General features: G+C 58.5%; 17 protein-coding genes. 2 read left to right on the forward strand and 15 right to left on the reverse strand.

Going from position 1 to position 18,795, the window contains the following annotated elements; all coding sequences use genetic code 11:
• Nucleotides 1-457: 457 nt before the first annotated feature.
• Both GOB85_RS15325 and GOB85_RS15330 read left to right on the forward strand, forming a co-directional pair.
• The gene (locus GOB85_RS15325; protein WP_173578374.1) at nucleotides 458-2,146 is read left to right on the forward strand and encodes an OprO/OprP family phosphate-selective porin; all 1,689 of its coding nucleotides are present in this window, start codon (nucleotides 458-460) and stop codon (nucleotides 2,144-2,146) included.
• Between the two features lie 20 nt (nucleotides 2,147-2,166).
• Nucleotides 2,167-3,201, forward strand: coding sequence for a sulfate ABC transporter substrate-binding protein (locus tag GOB85_RS15330; protein WP_173578373.1), 1,035 nt, complete (start codon nucleotides 2,167-2,169; stop codon nucleotides 3,199-3,201).
• Between the two features lie 703 nt (nucleotides 3,202-3,904).
• Here GOB85_RS15330 and GOB85_RS15335 read toward each other — a convergent pair.
• The 15 genes from GOB85_RS15335 to tatB all read right to left on the reverse strand — a co-directional run bounded on the left by GOB85_RS15335 (nucleotide 3,905) and on the right by tatB (nucleotide 18,697).
• Nucleotides 3,905-4,204: a hypothetical protein gene (locus GOB85_RS15335; RefSeq protein ID WP_242011556.1), complete on the reverse strand. Its 300-nt coding sequence runs from the start codon at nucleotides 4,202-4,204 to the stop codon at nucleotides 3,905-3,907.
• The gene (locus tag GOB85_RS15340; protein WP_173578372.1) at nucleotides 4,201-4,842 is read right to left on the reverse strand and encodes a cytochrome c oxidase subunit 3; all 642 of its coding nucleotides are present in this window, start codon (nucleotides 4,840-4,842) and stop codon (nucleotides 4,201-4,203) included. Before GOB85_RS15340 ends, GOB85_RS15335 begins: the two co-directional genes overlap by 4 nt.
• On the reverse strand, nucleotides 4,835-6,484 hold the full coding sequence (ctaD, locus tag GOB85_RS15345) for a cytochrome c oxidase subunit I (RefSeq protein WP_173578371.1): 1,650 nt from the start codon (nucleotides 6,482-6,484) through the stop codon (nucleotides 4,835-4,837). Before ctaD ends, GOB85_RS15340 begins: the two co-directional genes overlap by 8 nt.
• Before the next feature lie 5 nt (nucleotides 6,485-6,489).
• Nucleotides 6,490-7,482, reverse strand: a complete 993-nt coding sequence (coxB, locus tag GOB85_RS15350) for a cytochrome c oxidase subunit II (RefSeq protein ID WP_173578370.1) — start codon at nucleotides 7,480-7,482, stop codon at nucleotides 6,490-6,492.
• Nucleotides 7,479-8,297, reverse strand: coding sequence for an SCO family protein (locus GOB85_RS15355; RefSeq protein WP_242011557.1), 819 nt, complete (start codon nucleotides 8,295-8,297; stop codon nucleotides 7,479-7,481). The genes coxB and GOB85_RS15355 overlap by 4 nt, the downstream gene beginning before the upstream one ends.
• Nucleotides 8,294-8,680 (reverse strand): hypothetical protein, encoded by a 387-nt coding sequence (locus tag GOB85_RS15360; protein WP_242011558.1) that lies wholly within the window; start codon nucleotides 8,678-8,680, stop codon nucleotides 8,294-8,296. The genes GOB85_RS15355 and GOB85_RS15360 overlap by 4 nt, the downstream gene beginning before the upstream one ends.
• Complete coding sequence (locus GOB85_RS15365) at nucleotides 8,673-9,689, reverse strand: hypothetical protein (protein ID WP_173578369.1); 1,017 nt, start codon at nucleotides 9,687-9,689, stop codon at nucleotides 8,673-8,675. The genes GOB85_RS15360 and GOB85_RS15365 overlap by 8 nt, the downstream gene beginning before the upstream one ends.
• Nucleotides 9,686-10,180 carry a c-type cytochrome gene (locus GOB85_RS15370; protein WP_173578368.1) on the reverse strand — a complete coding sequence of 165 codons (495 nt, stop codon included), beginning with the start codon at nucleotides 10,178-10,180 and terminating at the stop codon, nucleotides 9,686-9,688. Before GOB85_RS15370 ends, GOB85_RS15365 begins: the two co-directional genes overlap by 4 nt.
• Entirely contained in the window at nucleotides 10,177-10,665 is a 489-nt protein-coding gene (locus GOB85_RS15375; protein WP_173578367.1) for a DUF3341 domain-containing protein, read from the reverse strand. Before GOB85_RS15375 ends, GOB85_RS15370 begins: the two co-directional genes overlap by 4 nt.
• Nucleotides 10,662-12,032, reverse strand: coding sequence for an NrfD/PsrC family molybdoenzyme membrane anchor subunit (gene nrfD / locus GOB85_RS15380; protein WP_338421773.1), 1,371 nt, complete (start codon nucleotides 12,030-12,032; stop codon nucleotides 10,662-10,664). Before nrfD ends, GOB85_RS15375 begins: the two co-directional genes overlap by 4 nt.
• Nucleotides 12,029-14,905, reverse strand: coding sequence for a 4Fe-4S dicluster domain-containing protein (locus tag GOB85_RS15385; protein WP_173578366.1), 2,877 nt, complete (start codon nucleotides 14,903-14,905; stop codon nucleotides 12,029-12,031). The genes nrfD and GOB85_RS15385 overlap by 4 nt, the downstream gene beginning before the upstream one ends.
• Complete coding sequence (locus tag GOB85_RS15390) at nucleotides 14,893-15,546, reverse strand: cytochrome c3 family protein (RefSeq protein ID WP_173578365.1); 654 nt, start codon at nucleotides 15,544-15,546, stop codon at nucleotides 14,893-14,895. The genes GOB85_RS15385 and GOB85_RS15390 overlap by 13 nt, the downstream gene beginning before the upstream one ends.
• 412 nt (nucleotides 15,547-15,958) lie before the next feature.
• Nucleotides 15,959-17,242, reverse strand: a complete 1,284-nt coding sequence (gene serS / locus GOB85_RS15395; RefSeq protein WP_173578364.1) for a serine--tRNA ligase — start codon at nucleotides 17,240-17,242, stop codon at nucleotides 15,959-15,961.
• Nucleotides 17,242-18,003, reverse strand: a complete 762-nt coding sequence (gene tatC, locus GOB85_RS15400) for a twin-arginine translocase subunit TatC (RefSeq protein ID WP_173578363.1) — start codon at nucleotides 18,001-18,003, stop codon at nucleotides 17,242-17,244. Before tatC ends, serS begins: the two co-directional genes overlap by 1 nt.
• Nucleotides 18,004-18,058: 55 nt before the next feature.
• Nucleotides 18,059-18,697: a Sec-independent protein translocase protein TatB gene (tatB, locus tag GOB85_RS15405; RefSeq protein WP_173578362.1), complete on the reverse strand. Its 639-nt coding sequence runs from the start codon at nucleotides 18,695-18,697 to the stop codon at nucleotides 18,059-18,061.
• Nucleotides 18,698-18,795: the final 98 nt, after the last annotated feature.

Raw genomic sequence — 18,795 nt, forward strand, 5'->3', positions numbered from 1 at the left:
ATCATAAAACGGTTTGCAAAGGCGAGCCTTTGCCGGGTTCCAGGGCAGAGCCCTGCCGGGTCCTGCACCGGCCTGTCTCACACAGATCAAAGCCCAGACCCTCCGGTATTATCCATCAGCAGCCTGTCGGGTCAGGGGGTCTTCGGGATTATGACGACGAGGGCCCCCTCCAGTAGTGACCTTTGTGAGGCTGCGCAGGTGAAATCGCCTGACCCGCATGACACTTTTAATGATGATCCTCCGTTTTGGCGGATGGTGGAATCATAACTCCCGACGCGTAACCGGGGCAAAACTGAACCTGTCTTTGAAGGATATTTCGCCCCACAAACAACAACTTATCATCGTTATATAAAATCTTCCGGAAGCTCATTGTGTCCGGAGAAAATGTATATTACGATTATTAAATGGCTTATGTATCAATCAACGATATATAATAGTGTTATATGGGTCGCCTTCTATGTCCTTTTCTCTTCGTCAGGTCGTGCTAACAGCCTCAACCGCAATGACAATTGTGTTCCCATGTGAAGTCCATGCGGCAACGCAGGACCCCGAGGTTGCTGCCCTCAGAAAAGAACTGGCGGCCATGCGGCGCGAAATGCAGGGCGAGATTCAGCATCTTCAGATGCGCATCGCACACTATGAACACCCCGGAAATCAGACGCCTTCTCATACGCAGCTGGCGGGTGCCCCTGCTCGCCATCGGTTGCATTCGCCCGGTTCAGCCGATGTGCCGGAAGTGACACCCGTCTTCGCTCAGCAGGAGGCGGCGCGCCATCCGCCGCGCCTTCCTGATGGTCCACGCTCTGCGGCCGACAGCCGTCTCGCGTCGTCAGAAGGCCCGGCACAATCCTGGGCGGATTTCAAAGCGGCCACATCAAAAGACGAGACAATGCAGATTGGCGGGATTCAGGTTGGTTTTCCGAAAGGACGTCCGACAATCGCGTCCGAGGATAAAGCCTATGCTTTCTCCATCGGTCTGACTGCGCAGGAGGATATCGGCGGCTTCCTGGGAGCCGGCCCTAAAGCCGGCGAGGGTTCCGGGAACTTCAACAAGCTGACGGAGAATGCGCGCCGGCTGCGCATCTATCTGACATGGCGTTATAAAGACTGGGTCGCCAATGTGACGCCTGATTTCGGTTCAAGCTCAGTCGATGGCACGGCTGGTCTTTTTGAGGCTAACCTGAACTATACCGGGCTACGCCATACCACGCTGACCGCCGGTTATTTTCAGCCGCGCATGGAAGAGGAGAGCGCCGAGCGGGCGAATGCCTTCGAGTTCCTGGAGCGTCCGACGATCATTGATCTGGTGCGCAATCTCGCCGGTGGTGTGGCGCGATTCAGCGTGGGTGGCGAGCATTATGAAAAGCGCTGGCTCGCAGCAGCATATTTTACCGGCCAGAAATTCGGTGACAGATCGAAAGACACCACGATCACGGATAGCCAGACAGGTGCCATCGTGCGTCTGGTCGGGCGCCCCTACATGACAAAGGACATCGACGTGCATGTCGGAGCCGGGGCAACCGCGGCATTCAAGGTCAATGAAAACTCCAGCGGGCGAAATTATACCTTCAGTGATAATATGGAAGTTCCGCTGGGGGAAACCGCGCTTGTTACCTCCGGGGCTCTTACCAATGTCGCGCAGATCTGGGCGGCCGGCCCCCAGTTCGGCGTCAGATGGAAACGTTTCCTGCTGAAAGGGGAATATTACCATATCGGCGTGCAGCGTAATCAACAGTCCATGGTCACAAACCTTCCGTCACTCGGGTTTGATGGCTGGTACGTAGCTGCAAACTATACGCTGTTCGGGCATCCCCGTGCCTACAACGAAAAAACAGCGGCATTTACAACACCGGGAGTCGAATACGACTTCGATCCCCTGCACAATCACTGGGGTGCCCTGGAAGTCAGCGGACGCTGGAGCGTGACGGATCTGAACGATCTTCCGAACCAGGGTGGTAAGGGCATCAATGGCAATCAGCAGACAGTCTGGCAGGGAGGTTTCAACTGGTACCCGACCCAGCACATCAAGTTTATGCTCGATTACGCACGCTTCATCGCCTCACGGTCAAAAGGTGTGTCAGGTAACGTCAATCTGTTCGGTCGGGACGGAAATGCCATTGTCGGCCGCATTCAGGCGACTTTCTGATTTAACTGGAAGATATAACGATGTCGTATAATCGATTCCAATTCTCCCGTCGCTTTTTTCTGAAGGGAACAGTGACCGCGGGTGCAGCTGCTTTCGCCGGCATAACGCTTCGTCCGGCTCATGCTGCAAATTACTCACTCCTGAACGTTTCTTACGATCCGACCCGTGAACTTTATGCAGAAATCGATCGCTCTTTTTCAGCAAGCTGGACAAAACAACATCCGGACGACCGGGTTCTGGTAAAAACATCCCACGGAGGCTCCGGCGCGCAGGCCCGTTCGGTTCTGGAAGGCGCTCCTGCCGATGTGGTAACACTGGGACTGGCATATGACATCGACATTCTGGCTCAGCATGGATTTCTGTCCACAGACTGGCAGAAACGACTGCCACATAATTCCACCCCTTTTACGAGCACGATCTTATTTCTTGTTCGTAAGGGAAATCCGAAAAACATCCGGGACTGGCCGGATCTGATCCGTGATGACGTGAAGGTCATCACTCCCAATCCCAAAACATCCGGTGGCGCGCGGTGGAACTATCTCGCCGCATGGGGATGGGCATTACGCTCGAATGGAAACTCTGAAGAAGCCGCAAAAACCTATCTGAAAACACTTTTCAAACACGTCCCCGTTCTCGATACCGGTGCCCGCGGCGCAACAAACTCTTTTGTCCAGCGGCAGCTCGGGGATGTTCTTATTGCCTGGGAAGACGAAGCACTGCTGGCGGCACGTGATATCGGACCGGACAAATTTGATGTTGTCGTTCCTTCAGTCAGCATTCTTGCTGAACCACCTGTCGCTGTTGTCGACAAAAATGTTAAGGCTCATGGGACCGAAGCCATTGCTTCGGCTTATGTCGACTTCCTGTTTGCTCAGGAAGGCCAGGAAATCGGTATCAAACACTATTTCAGACCCGGTGATCCCGCGATTCTGGCACGGCATGGTGACATCTTTCCGAAAATCGCGACGTTCGACATAGCAAGTCTGGGCGGATGGACGGCTGTTCAGAAAAAGCATTTTTCTGACGGTGGTATATTTGACCAGCTTTATAAATAAACGTGCCTGTCCCTGGCTCATCTCACCGTGAGGTCGGCAATGATAACCCGGTCACAGATACAAACATAAATCCGCCAGTGTCCGGATCGGGGATGACGGGATCGCAGAGACCATGCGCCGCACACTGGAAGAGACACCACGTGACGTGACGCGATGCACTGGCTCCTGCACCCGATAGCAGGAGGCACCAGCTATGCGCCCTCAATGATCTGCCGATCCGGAAAGCCTTCGGCCTGATACAGGACTTCTTTATGACGACCAGGCTTTATGCGGATTGGTATTATATCAGCGGGTCTGGCCTCTGACCGGTATAAGACTGGCTGGTGCAGGACCGGGAGGTGCGGGACTGGCAGAGCTCTGCTCTGGAACCCGGCAAAGGCTCTGTTGTCATTAAGTGTTGATCTGTGATTTTTCAAAGAGTTAGCTAAAGACCGGGCTCTGCCCGCACCCGGAAGGGGTCGCAGGCCCCTTCACCCCGATCTGTTTATAATAAAATGGTTTCCAAAGGTCTGTGACCTTTGGTGGGTTCCAGGGCAAAGCCCTGGGAAGAAGCCAGCACGTAACGCTGACAGAGCCTTTGCAAACCGTTTTATGATCAGCAAACCGGGGTGTCCCGCGGTCCCTGCCGGGTCCGGGCTGAGCACGGAGACTCTCATCCACAGGTCAATCTTCATATCCGCTGGTATTACAGTCATCATCTCCATCATACTGACTGCCATGGCCAGTGTGACACAGGCAACCCGGATGTGAAGAAACTGGTGCGGGTAAAACTGTCCAGACTACCGAGCATGAGCAGCACACCAAGCCAGAACAGGCCCGCGACCGCAAAAATGATGGCTAAGGAGGGAGCCTGAAAAATCTTCATAAATCCAATTACGATAATGAGAACCATCAGAACGGCGAGAGCACAGATCATCCTGTCCAGGCCGCTTTGTGTTGCAACTATTTCTCCTGCCAGAAGCAGCAGCAACATGCTCCAGCACAGGAAAATACGTCCCATCATGTCCTCCCGACCAGATAGAGCACAGGAAACAGAATCATCCATACAAGATCGACAAAACTCCAGTACAAACCAACAATTTCCACAGATGTATTCCAGCTCTTCCCGGGATTTACCTTTCCTGCTCTGAGACAGATCCATGCGATCAGTCCAGTGCCGACTATCATGTGCACAGCATGGAGGAAGGTGGCCAGAAAATAGAAACTATAAAATAACTGAGCGCCCCCCGCATCAGCACCAGTAATGGCGAAATGTGTACCGGGAAACAGGTGCTCTTTAAACTCCTTACTCCATTCAAAAGCTTTCAGAAGCAGGAAGACCAGTCCAAGTGCCGCGGCAGTCATAGCGGCCTGAACTGCCCGGCGTTTATGATCCTGTCTGGCTGCTTCCACCGCCAGAGTATAAATCGCGCTGCTGGTTATCAGAATGACGGTGTTAACGCCGCCAATGACGAGATCCGTGTGCCGGACGCCCGCGGCCCAGCCGTTTGCACGAGTGTGCGCATAAATAAGAGAGACAAGGAACAGACCACCGAACAGCAGACTTTCGCTTGCAAGAAACAGCCACATTCCCGCGATTGTCGTTTCTTCCTGATGACGGAGAGTTTCGTACGGCCCATGGGGATCCGCGGCGTCAGACATGGGGCGCCTCCTCCGCCGCTGTCCTGTTCAGGCGATCCAGCGTGGCATAATCATATGGGCCAGATGTAACCTCCGGCGTCCGGGCGAAATTCTCCGTGGGCGGCGGCGATGACGTCTGCCACTCCAGCCCTGTTGCTGCCCACGGATTTCCCGGTGCCCGCGCTCCTTTGAAAAGTGACCATGTGAAATAGACAAGCGGCAGCACATAGGCGACGGCCAGAATGCTCGCGCCTGCGGATGACAGCACGTTGAGCACCTGAAACTGTTCAGGATATGTCGCATAACGGCGTGGCATACCCTCATATCCGAGGATGAACTGCGGGAAAAACGTGAGGTTGAAACCGAAGAATATGAGCGCGGCCGCAATGCGTCCCCACATCTCCGGATACATACGACCGGTGATCTTGGGCCACCAGTAATGCAGCCCGCCGAAATAGGCGGACACCATCCCGCCCACCATGATGTAGTGAAAATGGGCGACGACGAAATAGGTTTGCGTCAGATGCACGTCACTTGCCAGCGAGGCAAGGAACAGGCCGGTCAGGCCGCCAACCGTGAACAGGCCAATAAAACCCATGGCGTAGAGCATGGGTGCGTCCAGTCTGATGGAGCCACCGTGCATGGTTCCGAGCCAGTTAAAAACCTTTATGGCCGATGGAACGGAGACGAGAAAACTGAGCATCGAAAAGACAATGGCGGCGTACAGAGATGTGCCAGCCACGAACATATGATGTCCCCACACCAGAAATCCAATTGCTGCTATGGAAATGGAGGACCATGCCACGAACCGGTAACCGAAAATCGGCTTGTGGCAGAAAGTACTGACGATTTCGCTCACTACGCCCATGCCGGGCAGGATCATGATGTAAACGGCGGGGTGGGAATAGAACCAGAACAGGTGCTGGAACAGCAGAGGATCGCCGCCAAGAGCCGGGTCAAATACACCAACACGGAAAATGTGCTCGAAAGCCAGAAGCAGCAGCGTGATGCTCAGGACGGGGGTAGCCAGAACAAAAATCACACTGGTCGCGTAAAGTGCCCACAGCATCAGCGGCATGCGGTACCATGTCATGCCAGGCGCCCGTAACTGATGGATGCTGACGATGATGTTGACCCCGGTGGCAATCGAGGAAAAACCACTCAGGAAAACACCGGCTACCACGGGCAGGACACGTCCCTGGGTATAATCCGTTGAAAGCGGAGTATAGAACGTCCATCCGGTTTCCAGGCCACCACGAAACAGCCCGTAGAGCACCAGAAGTCCGGATGCCACGAACAGATACCAGCTCAGAAGATTCAGACGTGGAAAGGCAAGATCCCGGGCGCCCAGCATCAGCGGCACCAGAAAGTTTCCGAACGTGACAGGGATCGAAGGCACGAGGAACAGCCAGACCATGACGATGCCATGCATTGTGAACATGCGGCTGTAGGTTTCGTCGGACAGGATCATTCCACCCGGCTCGATCAGTTGCAGGCGGATCAGGGCTGCCCCGATACTGCCTGTGGCGAAAAATACCGTTATTGTAACCAAATATAATAATGCGATGCGCTTATGATCCGTTGTCAGAAGCCATGAGCGCAGGGTGCCATCCTGCCACAGATAGCTTCGCTCCGGGAAAAGGGATGCGGGGGTTTCCGTCATAACGGTCAGTTCCCTTCCTGCCCGGCGGTAACGCCCGGGCTTCTGCCGGATGGAATGGAGGGCGAGAGGGTCTGAAGATAGGCGACCAGGGCCGCGACCTCGTCTTCGCTCAGGACGCTGCGGAACGAGGGCATCTGCGTCGTGTAACCAGCACGGCGCCACTCGGGCGGATTGACGATGGCATCATGAAGGAACGCGCTGTCGACTCTCGTTGCGCTGCCATCGGCGAGAATGACCTGACTGCCGTAAAGTCCGGCCATCGAAGGAGCGCGACTGTTATCGGTGGCATCCGGAGCATACCGGCTCGAAACATGACAGCCGCTGCATCCATTCCGAATGAACAGAACCTCGCCCTTCGCGGCGAGACTGCCACTGGCCGGTGTATGATCAAGCCAGTCCGCGTAGGCCGCACGATCCAGAACCATCAGCATTCCGGTCATCCGCGAATGGCCGATGCCGCAAAACTGCGTGCAGTAGAAACGGAATGTTCCCGTTGTGATGGCCGTGAACCAGAGGCTCTGATAGCGGCCAGGCAGCACATCATGCTTGATCCGCAGGGCAGGAATGGAAAAGTCATGGATAACATCTTCCGATGTCATAAGAAGCTGTACCGGACGCCCCGCCGGAACATGCAGTGCGTTGATTTCCCGCTGTCCCCCCGGATACTGCACCTTCCACATCCATTGTTTTCCGGTCACATAAATCTGGATGGCATCGGAAGGTGGCTGAAAGCCCACGACGTATAGTCGCGCCGCCCAGACAAAGAGGCCGAAAAAGACGATCAGCGTCACGGATGTCCAGCCAATTTCAAAGCGCCAGTTTTTATGCTCTGTGACCTCGTGCCCTGGCTGCATCCGGCTTCCTTTGCGGAAACGGATCACATTCAGGAACATCAGACCGAAGACCAGCCCGAGCACCGCGAGGCTGACCACGAGCAAACCGCCCAGCAGGATGTCGATCCGCTGTGCGTGCGAGGAGATTGCGGGAAGCCATGTCATGACAGCCTGCGCCAGTGCGCCATGGCGAGCAGACTTCCCAGTGTCAGGACCGTCAATACGCCTGCCAGCCGCAGAAGTTTTTCGATCGCCAGCGTATAGCGCCCGGTGGTGGCATCGTAATGAAAGCAGAGCAGCAGGATCGGCGAAGCTGCGCTACGCTGCCCTTTTGCTGCCAGGGACACTGCCTGCCTGATGTCACCGGCGCGGTAGCCGACCCCGAGCACATATCCTGACACCGTGCCGGCCGGTGTCACAAAAATCAGTCCCATGGGATGCAGATACTGCTTTAAACCGTTATCGTATCGGGAATGAAAACCAACGGCTCTGGAGAGGCGCCCGGTTTCTTCCTGGCTGCCGACAAGAAAATGCCAGCCCTGTTCAGAACCTGTTTCGGGAAAGCGCGCAAGATCGTCAGCCCGGGCCTCCCTGGCGATAGCCGGCGTTTCCGCGGGATCGACACTCACGACCAGCAGCGTGTAGTCACCTGGCGTCTTCAGACCGCTGAGGCTCAGCGCATGCAGGAGATCCTCGCGTTCCAGATCGCACAGATTAGGACAACGATAATAGCCGATCGACAGGATCGCCGGACGACCGGCAATGAACGTATTGAGCGGAAGTGTCCGGCCCTCGCTGTCCGTGAACCGGGCGTCGAGCGGCAGTGAAACACCCTGACGCTGCGTGAAGGCCAGATCCTGCATGCTGTCTGGCCGGAGTGGGTTTCCCCCGGACTGCGCGTGCAGATAAAGAGGCCAGAACAGGATGACCATTGCAACGATCCGAACCAGATCACGGAAAGTCGTTTGCAGAACAGTCATTTTTTACCATCCTTGTCAGATGGCCAGCCTGGAATCCCGTCACGGGCAACCTGGCGCATGGCCTGCCCGACAGGAATATGGGCAATACCGGATGCACGATCCGTCCACCCGAAACTCTCCAGCCACTTTGTCTGCTGCGCCTGATATGCCGCCATGTCCGCAGCCGGATCGGTCTGGAGACGTGGCTCCGGCGGCACCGGAAAGGGAGGATGCAACGACTGGTCCAGCACATGTTGCGGAAACATCAGATCGGCCAGAAGCACGAGCAGCGCCACTGTGCCGGTCATGACGATGCCTCCGGCAATGACTGCGCGGGGCCTGACATCGCGTGGTTCGTGCCGGGGACGAGTGGCATCGGAAACCGGCGTATGACGTTCAGCCATATGCCCCTCCCGATGACAGGCTGCGCATGGCCAGAGCCGCGCTTCCTGAACCGAAAACGACAAGAACGAGGGCCGTCACTCCCCATGAAACGGACGGCCATGTCGGGAGCACCAGCCAGCAGTTTCGTACGATTTCCATCGTGACGAGCAGGGCCGCGATCGCCAGAATAACCGGGCGGCGTGACTGCAGCGTGGAAAGCACGAGCATACCAAAGGGAAGCACGAAATGCAGCAGAGCGATGGTAATGGCGATGAGGCCCCAGCTACCACGCAGGCGTGGCCCGTACCACGCGGCCTCAGCCGGCAGGTTCGATTGCCAGACGATCAGAAATTGCATGAAATCGAGATAGGCCCACAGCACTGTCAGCCCAAGCAGCAGACGACTGAAATCACGCAGATCCTGCGGTGAGGCCTGCAGACCGCTCAGTAACAAGGCCAGGGCGAAAGCCATCAGGATAGCCCCTGCTATGGCGATCAGTCCGTAAGCGCTGGAGACGAAGTGCGGGTCGAGTGACTGAGTCAGGTCCGTGGCGGCGAAACTGAAAGTCAGGGCCAGCGCGATCAGGCCGGCCGGGGCGATGTGCGATAAACCGCGTTCACGGAGACACAGCACCCCGAGCATGCCCCATGTCATCACGTAAATCGCGACCCTCAGCGCGGCGAAGGGTGCGTTCAGATAGAACCCGTTCGACAGTCCGGCAGCGGCTCCTGGTTGTAGCCAGGGGTAGAGCGTGCGTGCGCCGGGTAGCAGAACCGCGAGCACAGCCACGCCCAGCGGCAATATAGCGACACCGGCACGCAGGGCAGGACGCAGCAGGTCCCCCCAGCGGCCGCCTGTGAGCGCATGAATCAGGATCAGCGCCATACTGCCGAGCGGCCAGCCAATCCACGCAGCACTGACCGCAAGCCATGGACCCGGAACCGATCCCGGCGACCAGACAGACCCCGCGATAAGCATCAGCAGAGCGAACGCGGCAATGCTCCATGCCAGAGTCCGGGCACGCCTCATGGCATGGCCTGCTGTTCGGGCGTGAGTGATGCGAGCGTCGCGTGCTGACTGAGCTGGAGCGCGCGCATATAGGCCACGATAGCCCAGCGATCCTCCGGGCTGATACGCTGCGCGAACCCGTACATAATGCCTTTGCCGTCGGTCAGCACATCGTAGAGATGCCGCGGGGACGCGGTCATCAGGTCAGGATCTGTCAGGGGTTCGGGAGCCGGAAACCCGCGTTGCACGACCATGCCGTGACCATTCCCCGTTTCCGCATGGCAGGGCGAACAAAAGGCATGGAATTCCGACTGCCCGCGTTGCAGAAGGGTAAGTGTCAGAGCCGGCGGCGGATGGTCGGAATCCTGAAATTCCACGACTGAATCTGGCACAGTCGCGGGTGCTGTCTCGCTGCTGGCATAAGGATTTTCCTTTTTCTGCTGTGTCATGTCATCGCAGCCGCCCGCCAGCAGCAGCACGGCAAGCAGCAGCCCGGCGGCGGAGACATTCATTCTTCTGTCTCCTCCACCCCGATGGGTGCATGAGCGGACAGGGTGTTCCAGACAGCCGCCCTGTCGGACGGATAGACGACAAGCACGTAGCCCCCCTGCATCGGCTGGCGCATGCGGTCGCTTTCGTCCACCGGATCATACAGATGCGGTAGTCCGGCCAGCACGAAATAGCCGATAAACCCCGTCAGCACCGCGCCCAGAACTGCCAGCTCGAAAGTCGCCGGAACGTAGGATGGCCACGAGAAATCAGGGCGACCGCCGATATTCAGCGGGTAACTGATGGTCGTGGCCCAGACCTGCATCAAAAACCCTCCGGTGCCACCGGCAAGACCGCCGCACAGCATGGCGGCAGGCAGAACAGAGCCCTCCTGGTCATTTTGCGGTTCCATCCCGAGATACGTTTCCACCCTTCCGACATTCCGGCTCAGAAGATCGGTGGCGGCTTTCCCAAGTCCGACCTCAGTTGCGAAGGAGGCAATGATCATTGCGGCCTCCTCAGCATGGCGCGCATTTCCGCCATGGCCACGATCGGGATCAGCCGCACGATCAGCAGAAATGTCGTCAGAAACAGGCCGATCGTGCCGAACAGCAGACTCCACTCCCAGAATGTTGGCGTGTACTGTCCCCATGATGACGGGAGCTGTGTCCGGGCCAGGCTTGTGACAATGATCTGGAACCGCTCCAGCCACATGCCGACAAGCACTCCGAAACAGATCAGCCAGGTCAGCACCGGATTCAGTCTGAATGACCGCCACCAGAACAGTTGTGGCAGCACGCCATTGAGAATAACGGTGCCCCAGTAAACCGGTGCGTACAGGCCGGAAACACGGATGAGAAACATTGTCCGGTCAGCCTGATCCGGGCCATAGAATGTTGAGAACGCATCCATGATATAGGCGTAGGTCACGCACAGGCTGCTGGTCAGAAGCAGACGTCCCAGCACGTCGATATGACGCGCGGTAATGTAGGGCTGAAGACCCAGAAGCGGGCGTAGCGGCAGCAGGACCAGCAGCACGACAGCAAACCCGGACAGGGCGGCGCCGAACACGAAGAACGGGGGAAACTGGGTCGAATGCCATCCGGTTGCAGCAGCACCGGCGAAATCCATGCCGACGATGCTGTGCACCGACACCACCAGCGGCGCCATGAGCGCGGCGGTCACGGCATAGACAGGACGGTAATGCCGCCACTGCCGGTTCGATCCGCGGAATCCCATGGCCAGAATACCGTAAAACACGCGCTGCCCGCGCCCTTGCGCCCGGTCGCGCAGCGTCGCGAAATCAGGCAGCAGACCGAAATACCAGAACAACGTCGAACAGAGGACGTAAGCCAGAATGGCGAAGAAATCCCACACCAGCGGACTCCGGAACTGCGCCCACAGACCCATCGTGTTCGGGTAGGGGAAAAGCCAGTAGAAAAACCACGGGCGGCCCAGATGCAGGATCGGGAAGATGGCGGCACAGAGCGCGGCACAAAGAGTCAGGCTTTCGGCGAGCCGGTTCAGCGATGTACGCCACTCGACACCCAGCAGGAAAAACAGGGCGGAAATGAACGTGCCACCGGACGCGATGGCGATCCACCATACGTAATTGAGGATGTCGAATCCCCAGGCAACGGGCCAGTCGATCCCCCAGATGCCGAGACCGGCGTAAAAAAGCCAGAGGACGGACACCACGCCGCCACCGAGCAGAGACAAGGAAAGACCGAAAGCAATCCACCACCAGAGCGGTGTCCGGACGGATTTGTCCTCACGCAGGGTGATGTCACAGATCCGCTCCGTCATTGACTGCGCAGTCTCGCCGGGCGCGATGACGGGCATGGCGGTCATCGGCGTTATGGCCGACGGGCTCACAGCCGGATCGCCGGATTGCGATTGAGGATACGACCTTCATAGGTCACGCGCGGCCGTGTTCCCTGTTCCGGAAGCAGGACATAGGTCAGCGGACTGCCCTTTCGGGCTGACACCTCCGCTTCCGGATCGCTCAGGTTGCCGAAGCTGATGGCCTGCGTGGGACAGGCGGCCTGACAGGCGGTAACAACCCGCTCCGGCGTCCCGTCCCGATCAGAGACGATCCGTGCCTGCGCGATGCGCTGAACACAGAACGTGCATTTTTCCATAACGCCGCGTGAGCGCACCGAAACATCAGGATTACGGCTGACCGGCGGACGACGCTCTTCTTCGGCAAAGGCGAAATAGTTAAATCTCCTGACCTTGTAAGGGCAGTTGTTGGAACAAAACTTGGTGCCGACGCAGCGGTTATAGACCATCACATTCAGGCCTTCCGAGTCATGCGTTGTGGCCCCGACCGGACAGACCGTCTCGCAAGGCGCCTGTTCGCAATGCATGCAGAGCATCGGCTGAAAGAACGTCTCCGGGGCCTCCGGCGTTCCCTCATAGGAACGATCTATTCGCAGCCAGTGCATTTCCCGCTGACGGAGCACTTCGTCCCGCCCGACAACCGGCACATTGTTTTCCACCTGGCAGGCCGTCACGCAGGCGTTACAGCCGATACAGGCATTCAGATCGATGCTCATGCCCCATGCCACGGGAGCATCGGGTTGCCGTCGGTAAAGTGTGGCGTCCGAAGACGGAGTTTCCGCGCTTTCCTTCAGGCACGAAGGATTTTCCTGAAACTGCGACAGTGTTGCGTGTCGGACGATATCGGAAGATCGCTCACTGATCAGCGTTGCATGATGTTCCGTACAGGCAACCGGTGTCGCTCGTCGCCCGGTGGGAACAATGCTGACGACACCGGCCTGATCACGAAGCGGATACAGATCCGTCCCCACGCCATTGCCTGTCTCCCCGACATGACGTCGCCCCCACCCCAGCAAACCGACCAGGCATCCGGAAGCCTGTCCCGGCTGTATCCATACCGGCAACCTCACCTGGTGCGGACCGACCGACAGGATGACTTCGTCACCGTTATGAACGCTCAGAGTCTTCGCCATCTCCGGTGCTATAAACACCGGATTATCCCACACGGTCTTGCTGAGCGGACGCGGCAGTTCCTGAAGCCAGGGATTATTGGCACCCCGTCCGTCCCACAGATGAGGATCCGGCCGCAGCAGCAGGACGGGGCTCTCCGTTGCGATGGATGCGGGCAATGGCGATGCTATGCGGCGTGCCGCCGGCCGGAGTGCGACGTCGATCCGTGGTGAGGCCGTCCCGGGAATGATTCCGGAGGCCAGAGCATCGTGCCAGCTCCTTACATCCGGCAGATGGTCGCGCCATGTCTGGCGCACGAGATCCATGGCCGGATGCAGTGGTGTTCCCAGACAGGCATGCAGGGTGCTGACCGTGCTCATTCCGCCATACAGGGCGCCTGCCTGCGGCTGCATAATGGTGGCCGTGCCGTCATCGGCACGGGCATCTCCCCAGTCCTCCAGCGCATGGGCCAGCGGAACATGCCAGTGGGATGCGACAGCGGTTTCATGCGGGCGATCGGCAAGACAGACGCTCAGATCGACGTTGCGGAGTGCACTGGCGAACCGGGGCGACTGATAAACGGGATTCACGTCGACGATCAGCAGCGCGCTCACCCGTCCGCGTTCCATGTCATCCATCAGCGCCGACAGGGAACCACCCGGCGCGGCAGCCTGATATTCCGGTGTTCCGAACACGTCGAACGTCTGGCCCCGGCCTCCGAGCGCTTCATTCAGGGCATGGATGGTGGCGTGCGCCTCAGAGGCGTGATGCGGACCGAGATGAATCATGGCCCGGCCCGGAGCCCCGCGGAGATCCGCGATGACGGGGACCAGCCAGTCCGGGCCACCGGATGGTGCTTCGTTTTGTAAAATACCGGTGGATAACCGGCCGATAATTTCATTCAGGTCTGTGGGTGACACGATAAAGCGATGGTCGGCGGCAACACCCGTCAGTGACGGAAGCGGTTCGGCAGCGTAAAGCCGGTTCATCGTTCCCCGTGCCGGATTACGCCGCGATGCGAAGGCGCGCGCATGGCGCAGGTGGCCGGGCGATGCCTCCAGAAGATCGCTGTCAAGGGCCAGAAGAACATCTACCCTGTTAATATCGGGAAGGATCGTAACCGACTGACCGTAGGCCATGGTCGCACCCTGACGGACTGCATCCCGATCAATGGCATCCCATTGATGCCAGACGGCGCCAGGAAACATCGCGCACAGGGAGTCGATCGCGGAACCGATCGTCGGCGACGTCGTAGTGCCGGTCAGTATCCGCAAGCCGGAATCGATTTTACCTGCGGCTCTCCCGCCTTTTGCTTTGAGACGGAAGTTCTGTAATGCCGTTGTAATCTCCTGCCAGGATGCCGGCAGACCCTCATGCAACGGGCCGCTGGCTCTGTCCGGATCGTAGAAATCGTAAATCGAGGCCTGTGCCATGACATCGGTGGCTCCGAGGCTCGCCGGATGCACCGGATTTCCTTCGATTTTGGTCGGCCGTCCCATCTGATGGGTAACAAGAATACCTTCGGCGTATCCATCACGAACATGGGCACTGGCATAGACATTGGGCAGACCCGGAACAATGCCGGGAGCTGCCCGGACGGCAGAGACGAAACCGCGATCCGGTGTGCCGGGATCGCATCCCGTCACAGCGCCACCGGCGAGCGCCATCGCCAGCAATTTCAGGACTCTGCGGCGGTCGAGCGGATGTAACAGAGCCTGCTCCAGTTGTGGAAACCTTCTTGTCAGATCTCTCTCTGTCAGACTGTTCGCCTCCGTAAATCCGTCTAGCGGTGACATATCGAACACTCCGTCAGGTTACGGGCACCGACATGGTACTGACGCATCAGTTCCGCCGCAGACGGCGTCGTCCTGTTACGGTGCCAGTCCGTGTCGTAAATACTGGCGACTGGTCGCAACTGAAGACCCGGATCGCGATGGCAATCGAGACAGAAACGCATTGTGAGCGTTTTTGCTTTATAAGTCAGTGGCATGGCGGCAACGTTGCCATGGCAGCTTTCGCATCCGACGCCTTTGGCGACATGAATACTGTGGTTGAAATAAACATAATCGGGAACGTCGGTTACACGTGCCCATACAAGTGGTGTATTGCTGGTCAGGCTATTGCGAACGGCTGAGAGCATGTCAGCATTTGTCCAGATCTGTGAATGACAGGTCATGCACGTAAAGGTCGGTGGCAGACTGGCCTGCGCGCTGTGTTCCACGCTACTGTGACAAAACCTGCAATCGATACCCAGTCCCGAAACATGATGCTGATGACTGAATGGAACAGGTTGCTGAATGGTCCAGCCGACGCGCCGGACATAATCCGAACGTGGCCACGCGAACCACCAGATGCAGCCTCCCGCTATAAAGCCCGCAACGCCAATCATGCATACTGTTGCGATGACATTGGCCCGTGGACTGAATACCGCAGCCATCTGTCTTTTCCGTTTTGCTAAATCGTATCCCCGTCAGAGGAAGCTGCCCGTAAAGATGCTTTCCTGCTCCGGTTGAAAACAGGTCATCGTCCTGCTGAGCCTCTGCCGCATCGAACGCTTTTGTAAGACGAAACGATCTCATCACAATAGAGTGAGATTCAGGAGAAAGCGTTCCGGTTACTTTATGGGTTCGATGTTGAATACCAGTGAGAGCTGACCCGGTCCGGGGTAATACCAGCGGCTATGAAGATTGACCTGTGGATGAGAGTCTCCGGGCTCTGCCCGGACCCGGCAGGGACCGCAGGCCCCTGCACCCCGGTTTATTGATAACAAACGGTTTGCAAAGGCGAGCCTTTGCCGGGTTCCAGGAGACAGGCCGCTGCTCAGGACCAGACGCACCGCCTCGTGCTTGTCAGGACAGCTTTTCCAGCCCGCCCATATACGGTCGCAGGACGGGCGGGACGGTCACGCTGCCATCTTCGTTCTGCCAGTTTTCCATCACCGCGATCAGCGTCCGGCCCACGGCGAGGCCGGACCCGTTGAGTGTGTGGACAAAGACAGGGGAACCACCGCCCTGCGGACGATAGCGGGTGTTCATGCGTCTGGCCTGGAAATCACGCGTGCTGGAGCAGGATGAGATTTCCCGCCAGGCCTGCTGACCGGGCAGCCATGCCTCAAGGTCGAACGTTCTGGCCGCGCCGAAGCCCGTATCACCCGCGCAGAGCTGCATTCGGCGGAATGGAATTTCGAGCAGGTCGAGCACGCGTTCGGCACAGGCGGTCATCCGCTCATGCTCCGCTTCACTCTCTTCCGGCGTGGTGACGGACACCATCTCGACTTTTTCGAACTGATGCTGGCGCAGCATTCCGCGAACATCGCGCCCGGCTGAACCGGCTTCCGAGCGGAAGCAGAGCGACAGCGCCGTCATGCGAACGGGCAGTTGCGCCTGATCGAGAATTTCGCCCATCACCGAAGCCGTCAGCGGCACTTCGGCTGTTGGCACCAGCCAGCGCCCGTCTGTGGTGCAGAAAGACTGATCTGCGAATTTAGGCAGCTTATCGGTGCCGTACATCGCCTGTTCGGTCACCAGAACCGGTACCTGCGTTTCGCTGTAGCCATGTTCGGTCACGTGCAGATCGAGCATGAACTGTCCGAGCGCGCGTTCAAGACGGGCGATGCCGCCGCGCAGGAACACGAACCGGGCACCGGACAGCTTTGAGGCCGTGGCGAAATCCATCTGTGGCAGGCCGCCCTGCGTCATCGCCTCGCCAAGCTCGAAATGCTGTTTTGGCGTGAAGCTGAAATTGCGCCGGGCGCCACGCTCATGCACCACGACATTGGCGGTTTCGTCGGGGCCGGGCGGGACGACTGCGTCCAGCCGGTTGGGGAGGACCGCCAGCCTGTTCTTCACCTCCGTATCGAGTGCCTGCGCCTTTGCGTCGAGCTGTTCCATCTCCTCACGCAGGGTTCTGGCTTCGGCCTCCAGGTCTGTGCTGTCCCCCTTCTGACGTTTGATCGCGCCGATCTCTTTCGCCAGTGCGTTGCGGCGGGTCTGCTTTTCCTGTGCCGTCGTCTGAGCCGCCCGGCGCTCCTCATCGAGGGCGAGGATGGATGCCGACACGGGCTCAAGTCCACGACGGGCCAGATCGGCATCGAAACCGTCGGGGTCAGCGCGGAGGGCGCGAATGTCGTGCATCAGGAAGCCTCTTTATCTTCGGTGTCGGGCGCGGGCCTGGGTTCGACAAATCGCGCCGAGATGATGGAAATTTCGTAAAGTATGATGAGCGGAACGGCCAGACCGGTCTGGGTGATCACGTCCGGTGGCGTCAGGATCGCGGCGGCCACGAAGGCGCCGACAATGGCATAACGCCGCATCTTTCTGAGCTGCGCTGATGTGACGATGCCCACTTTGGCGAGCAGTGTCAGCACCACCGGCAATTCGAACGCGATCCCGAACGCCATGATCAGTTTCATGACCAGAGCCAGATATTCGGAGACCTTGGCCTGAAGCTGGATCTGCAACCCGTCATCGCCGCCAGATGTCTGGAAAGACAGGAAAAACCGCCAGGCGACGGGAAAGATGAAATAATAGGCCAGCGCCGCGCCGAGCAGGAACAGGATGGGCGTGGCGATCAGGAACGGCGCGAAGGCCCGCTTCTCGGAACGATAGAGGCCAGGTGCGACGAAGATCCAGGCCTGCATGGCGACGACCGGGAATGACAGGAACGCGGCGCCAAAAATCGCCACCTTGATATAGGTGAAGAATGCTTCGTACAGCGCCGTGTAGATCAGATGCGGCTGCTCGCCTTTCTGACGCATGATGTCGCCGAGCGGACGGGCGAGAAACAGGTAGATGTCGCCCGCGTAGTGGTAACAGAGCGCGAAGCAGAGCGCGAAGCTCACGGCGGACCAGATCAGCCGGCGCCGCAGCTCGACCAGATGGTCGAGCAGGGGCATGGGTTCGTCCTGGATAGAATCGTCTTTCAGGACGCGTCCTCCTTCATCATCGCAATCATGCCCGCCCTTCCGGGGGCGGAGCCTCAAATGGTGCTACACGCCGGTCACCGTGCAGAACCCGGGGTGGCGGCAGAAACGCGGGCGTCTCCAGCATGTGCCGGCGGCCTGAGGCGATGCGGCGGACGATGGACGGCGGCAGACAGGCCGGCGCCTCTGTGACCTCAGCGTTCTGAAACGCAACGGATATCGTGCTGTCCAGCGGGACCGCGCTTATCACGGGGCGGGCTGGTGGCGGAACGAGAGGGGGCGGCTGGAAATCCCCTGTGCCATTATTCTCTGTGCCGTCATGTGATGGCAGAACCGGAACGGACTGCGTGGCAGTGCTGATGAGCGGCGGCTGCCGCGTCATCGGGTCATCCAGCGAGCGGCGGAGGCGACCGTTTTCATCGATCGTCCGCATGATCTTCCCGCGCACGTCCAGGTTTCGCAGGTCACGGACATGATCGCGCACCTCGCCGAGATCGGCTTCACGGACCATCTCATCGACATGGGACTGGAATTCGCCAGCCAGTCCCCGCGCCTTGCGCACCGCGCGCGCGACAGTCCGGATTGCGACCGGCATGTCTTTCGGACCGATCACCAGAAGGGCCACGACCCCGATCAGCGCAAATTCCGACCAGGCAAAATCAAACATCGTTCCCGCCGGCACCAGCAGCGCCTCGCGGCCCGGGCAAAATACCGGGGGCCGCAATCAGGCGCAGACACACATCATATCGTGGCGAAACCGACGAA

This window comes from Acetobacter fallax (genome assembly GCF_011516735.1).
GTDB lineage: Bacteria > Pseudomonadota > Alphaproteobacteria > Acetobacterales > Acetobacteraceae > Acetobacter > Acetobacter fallax.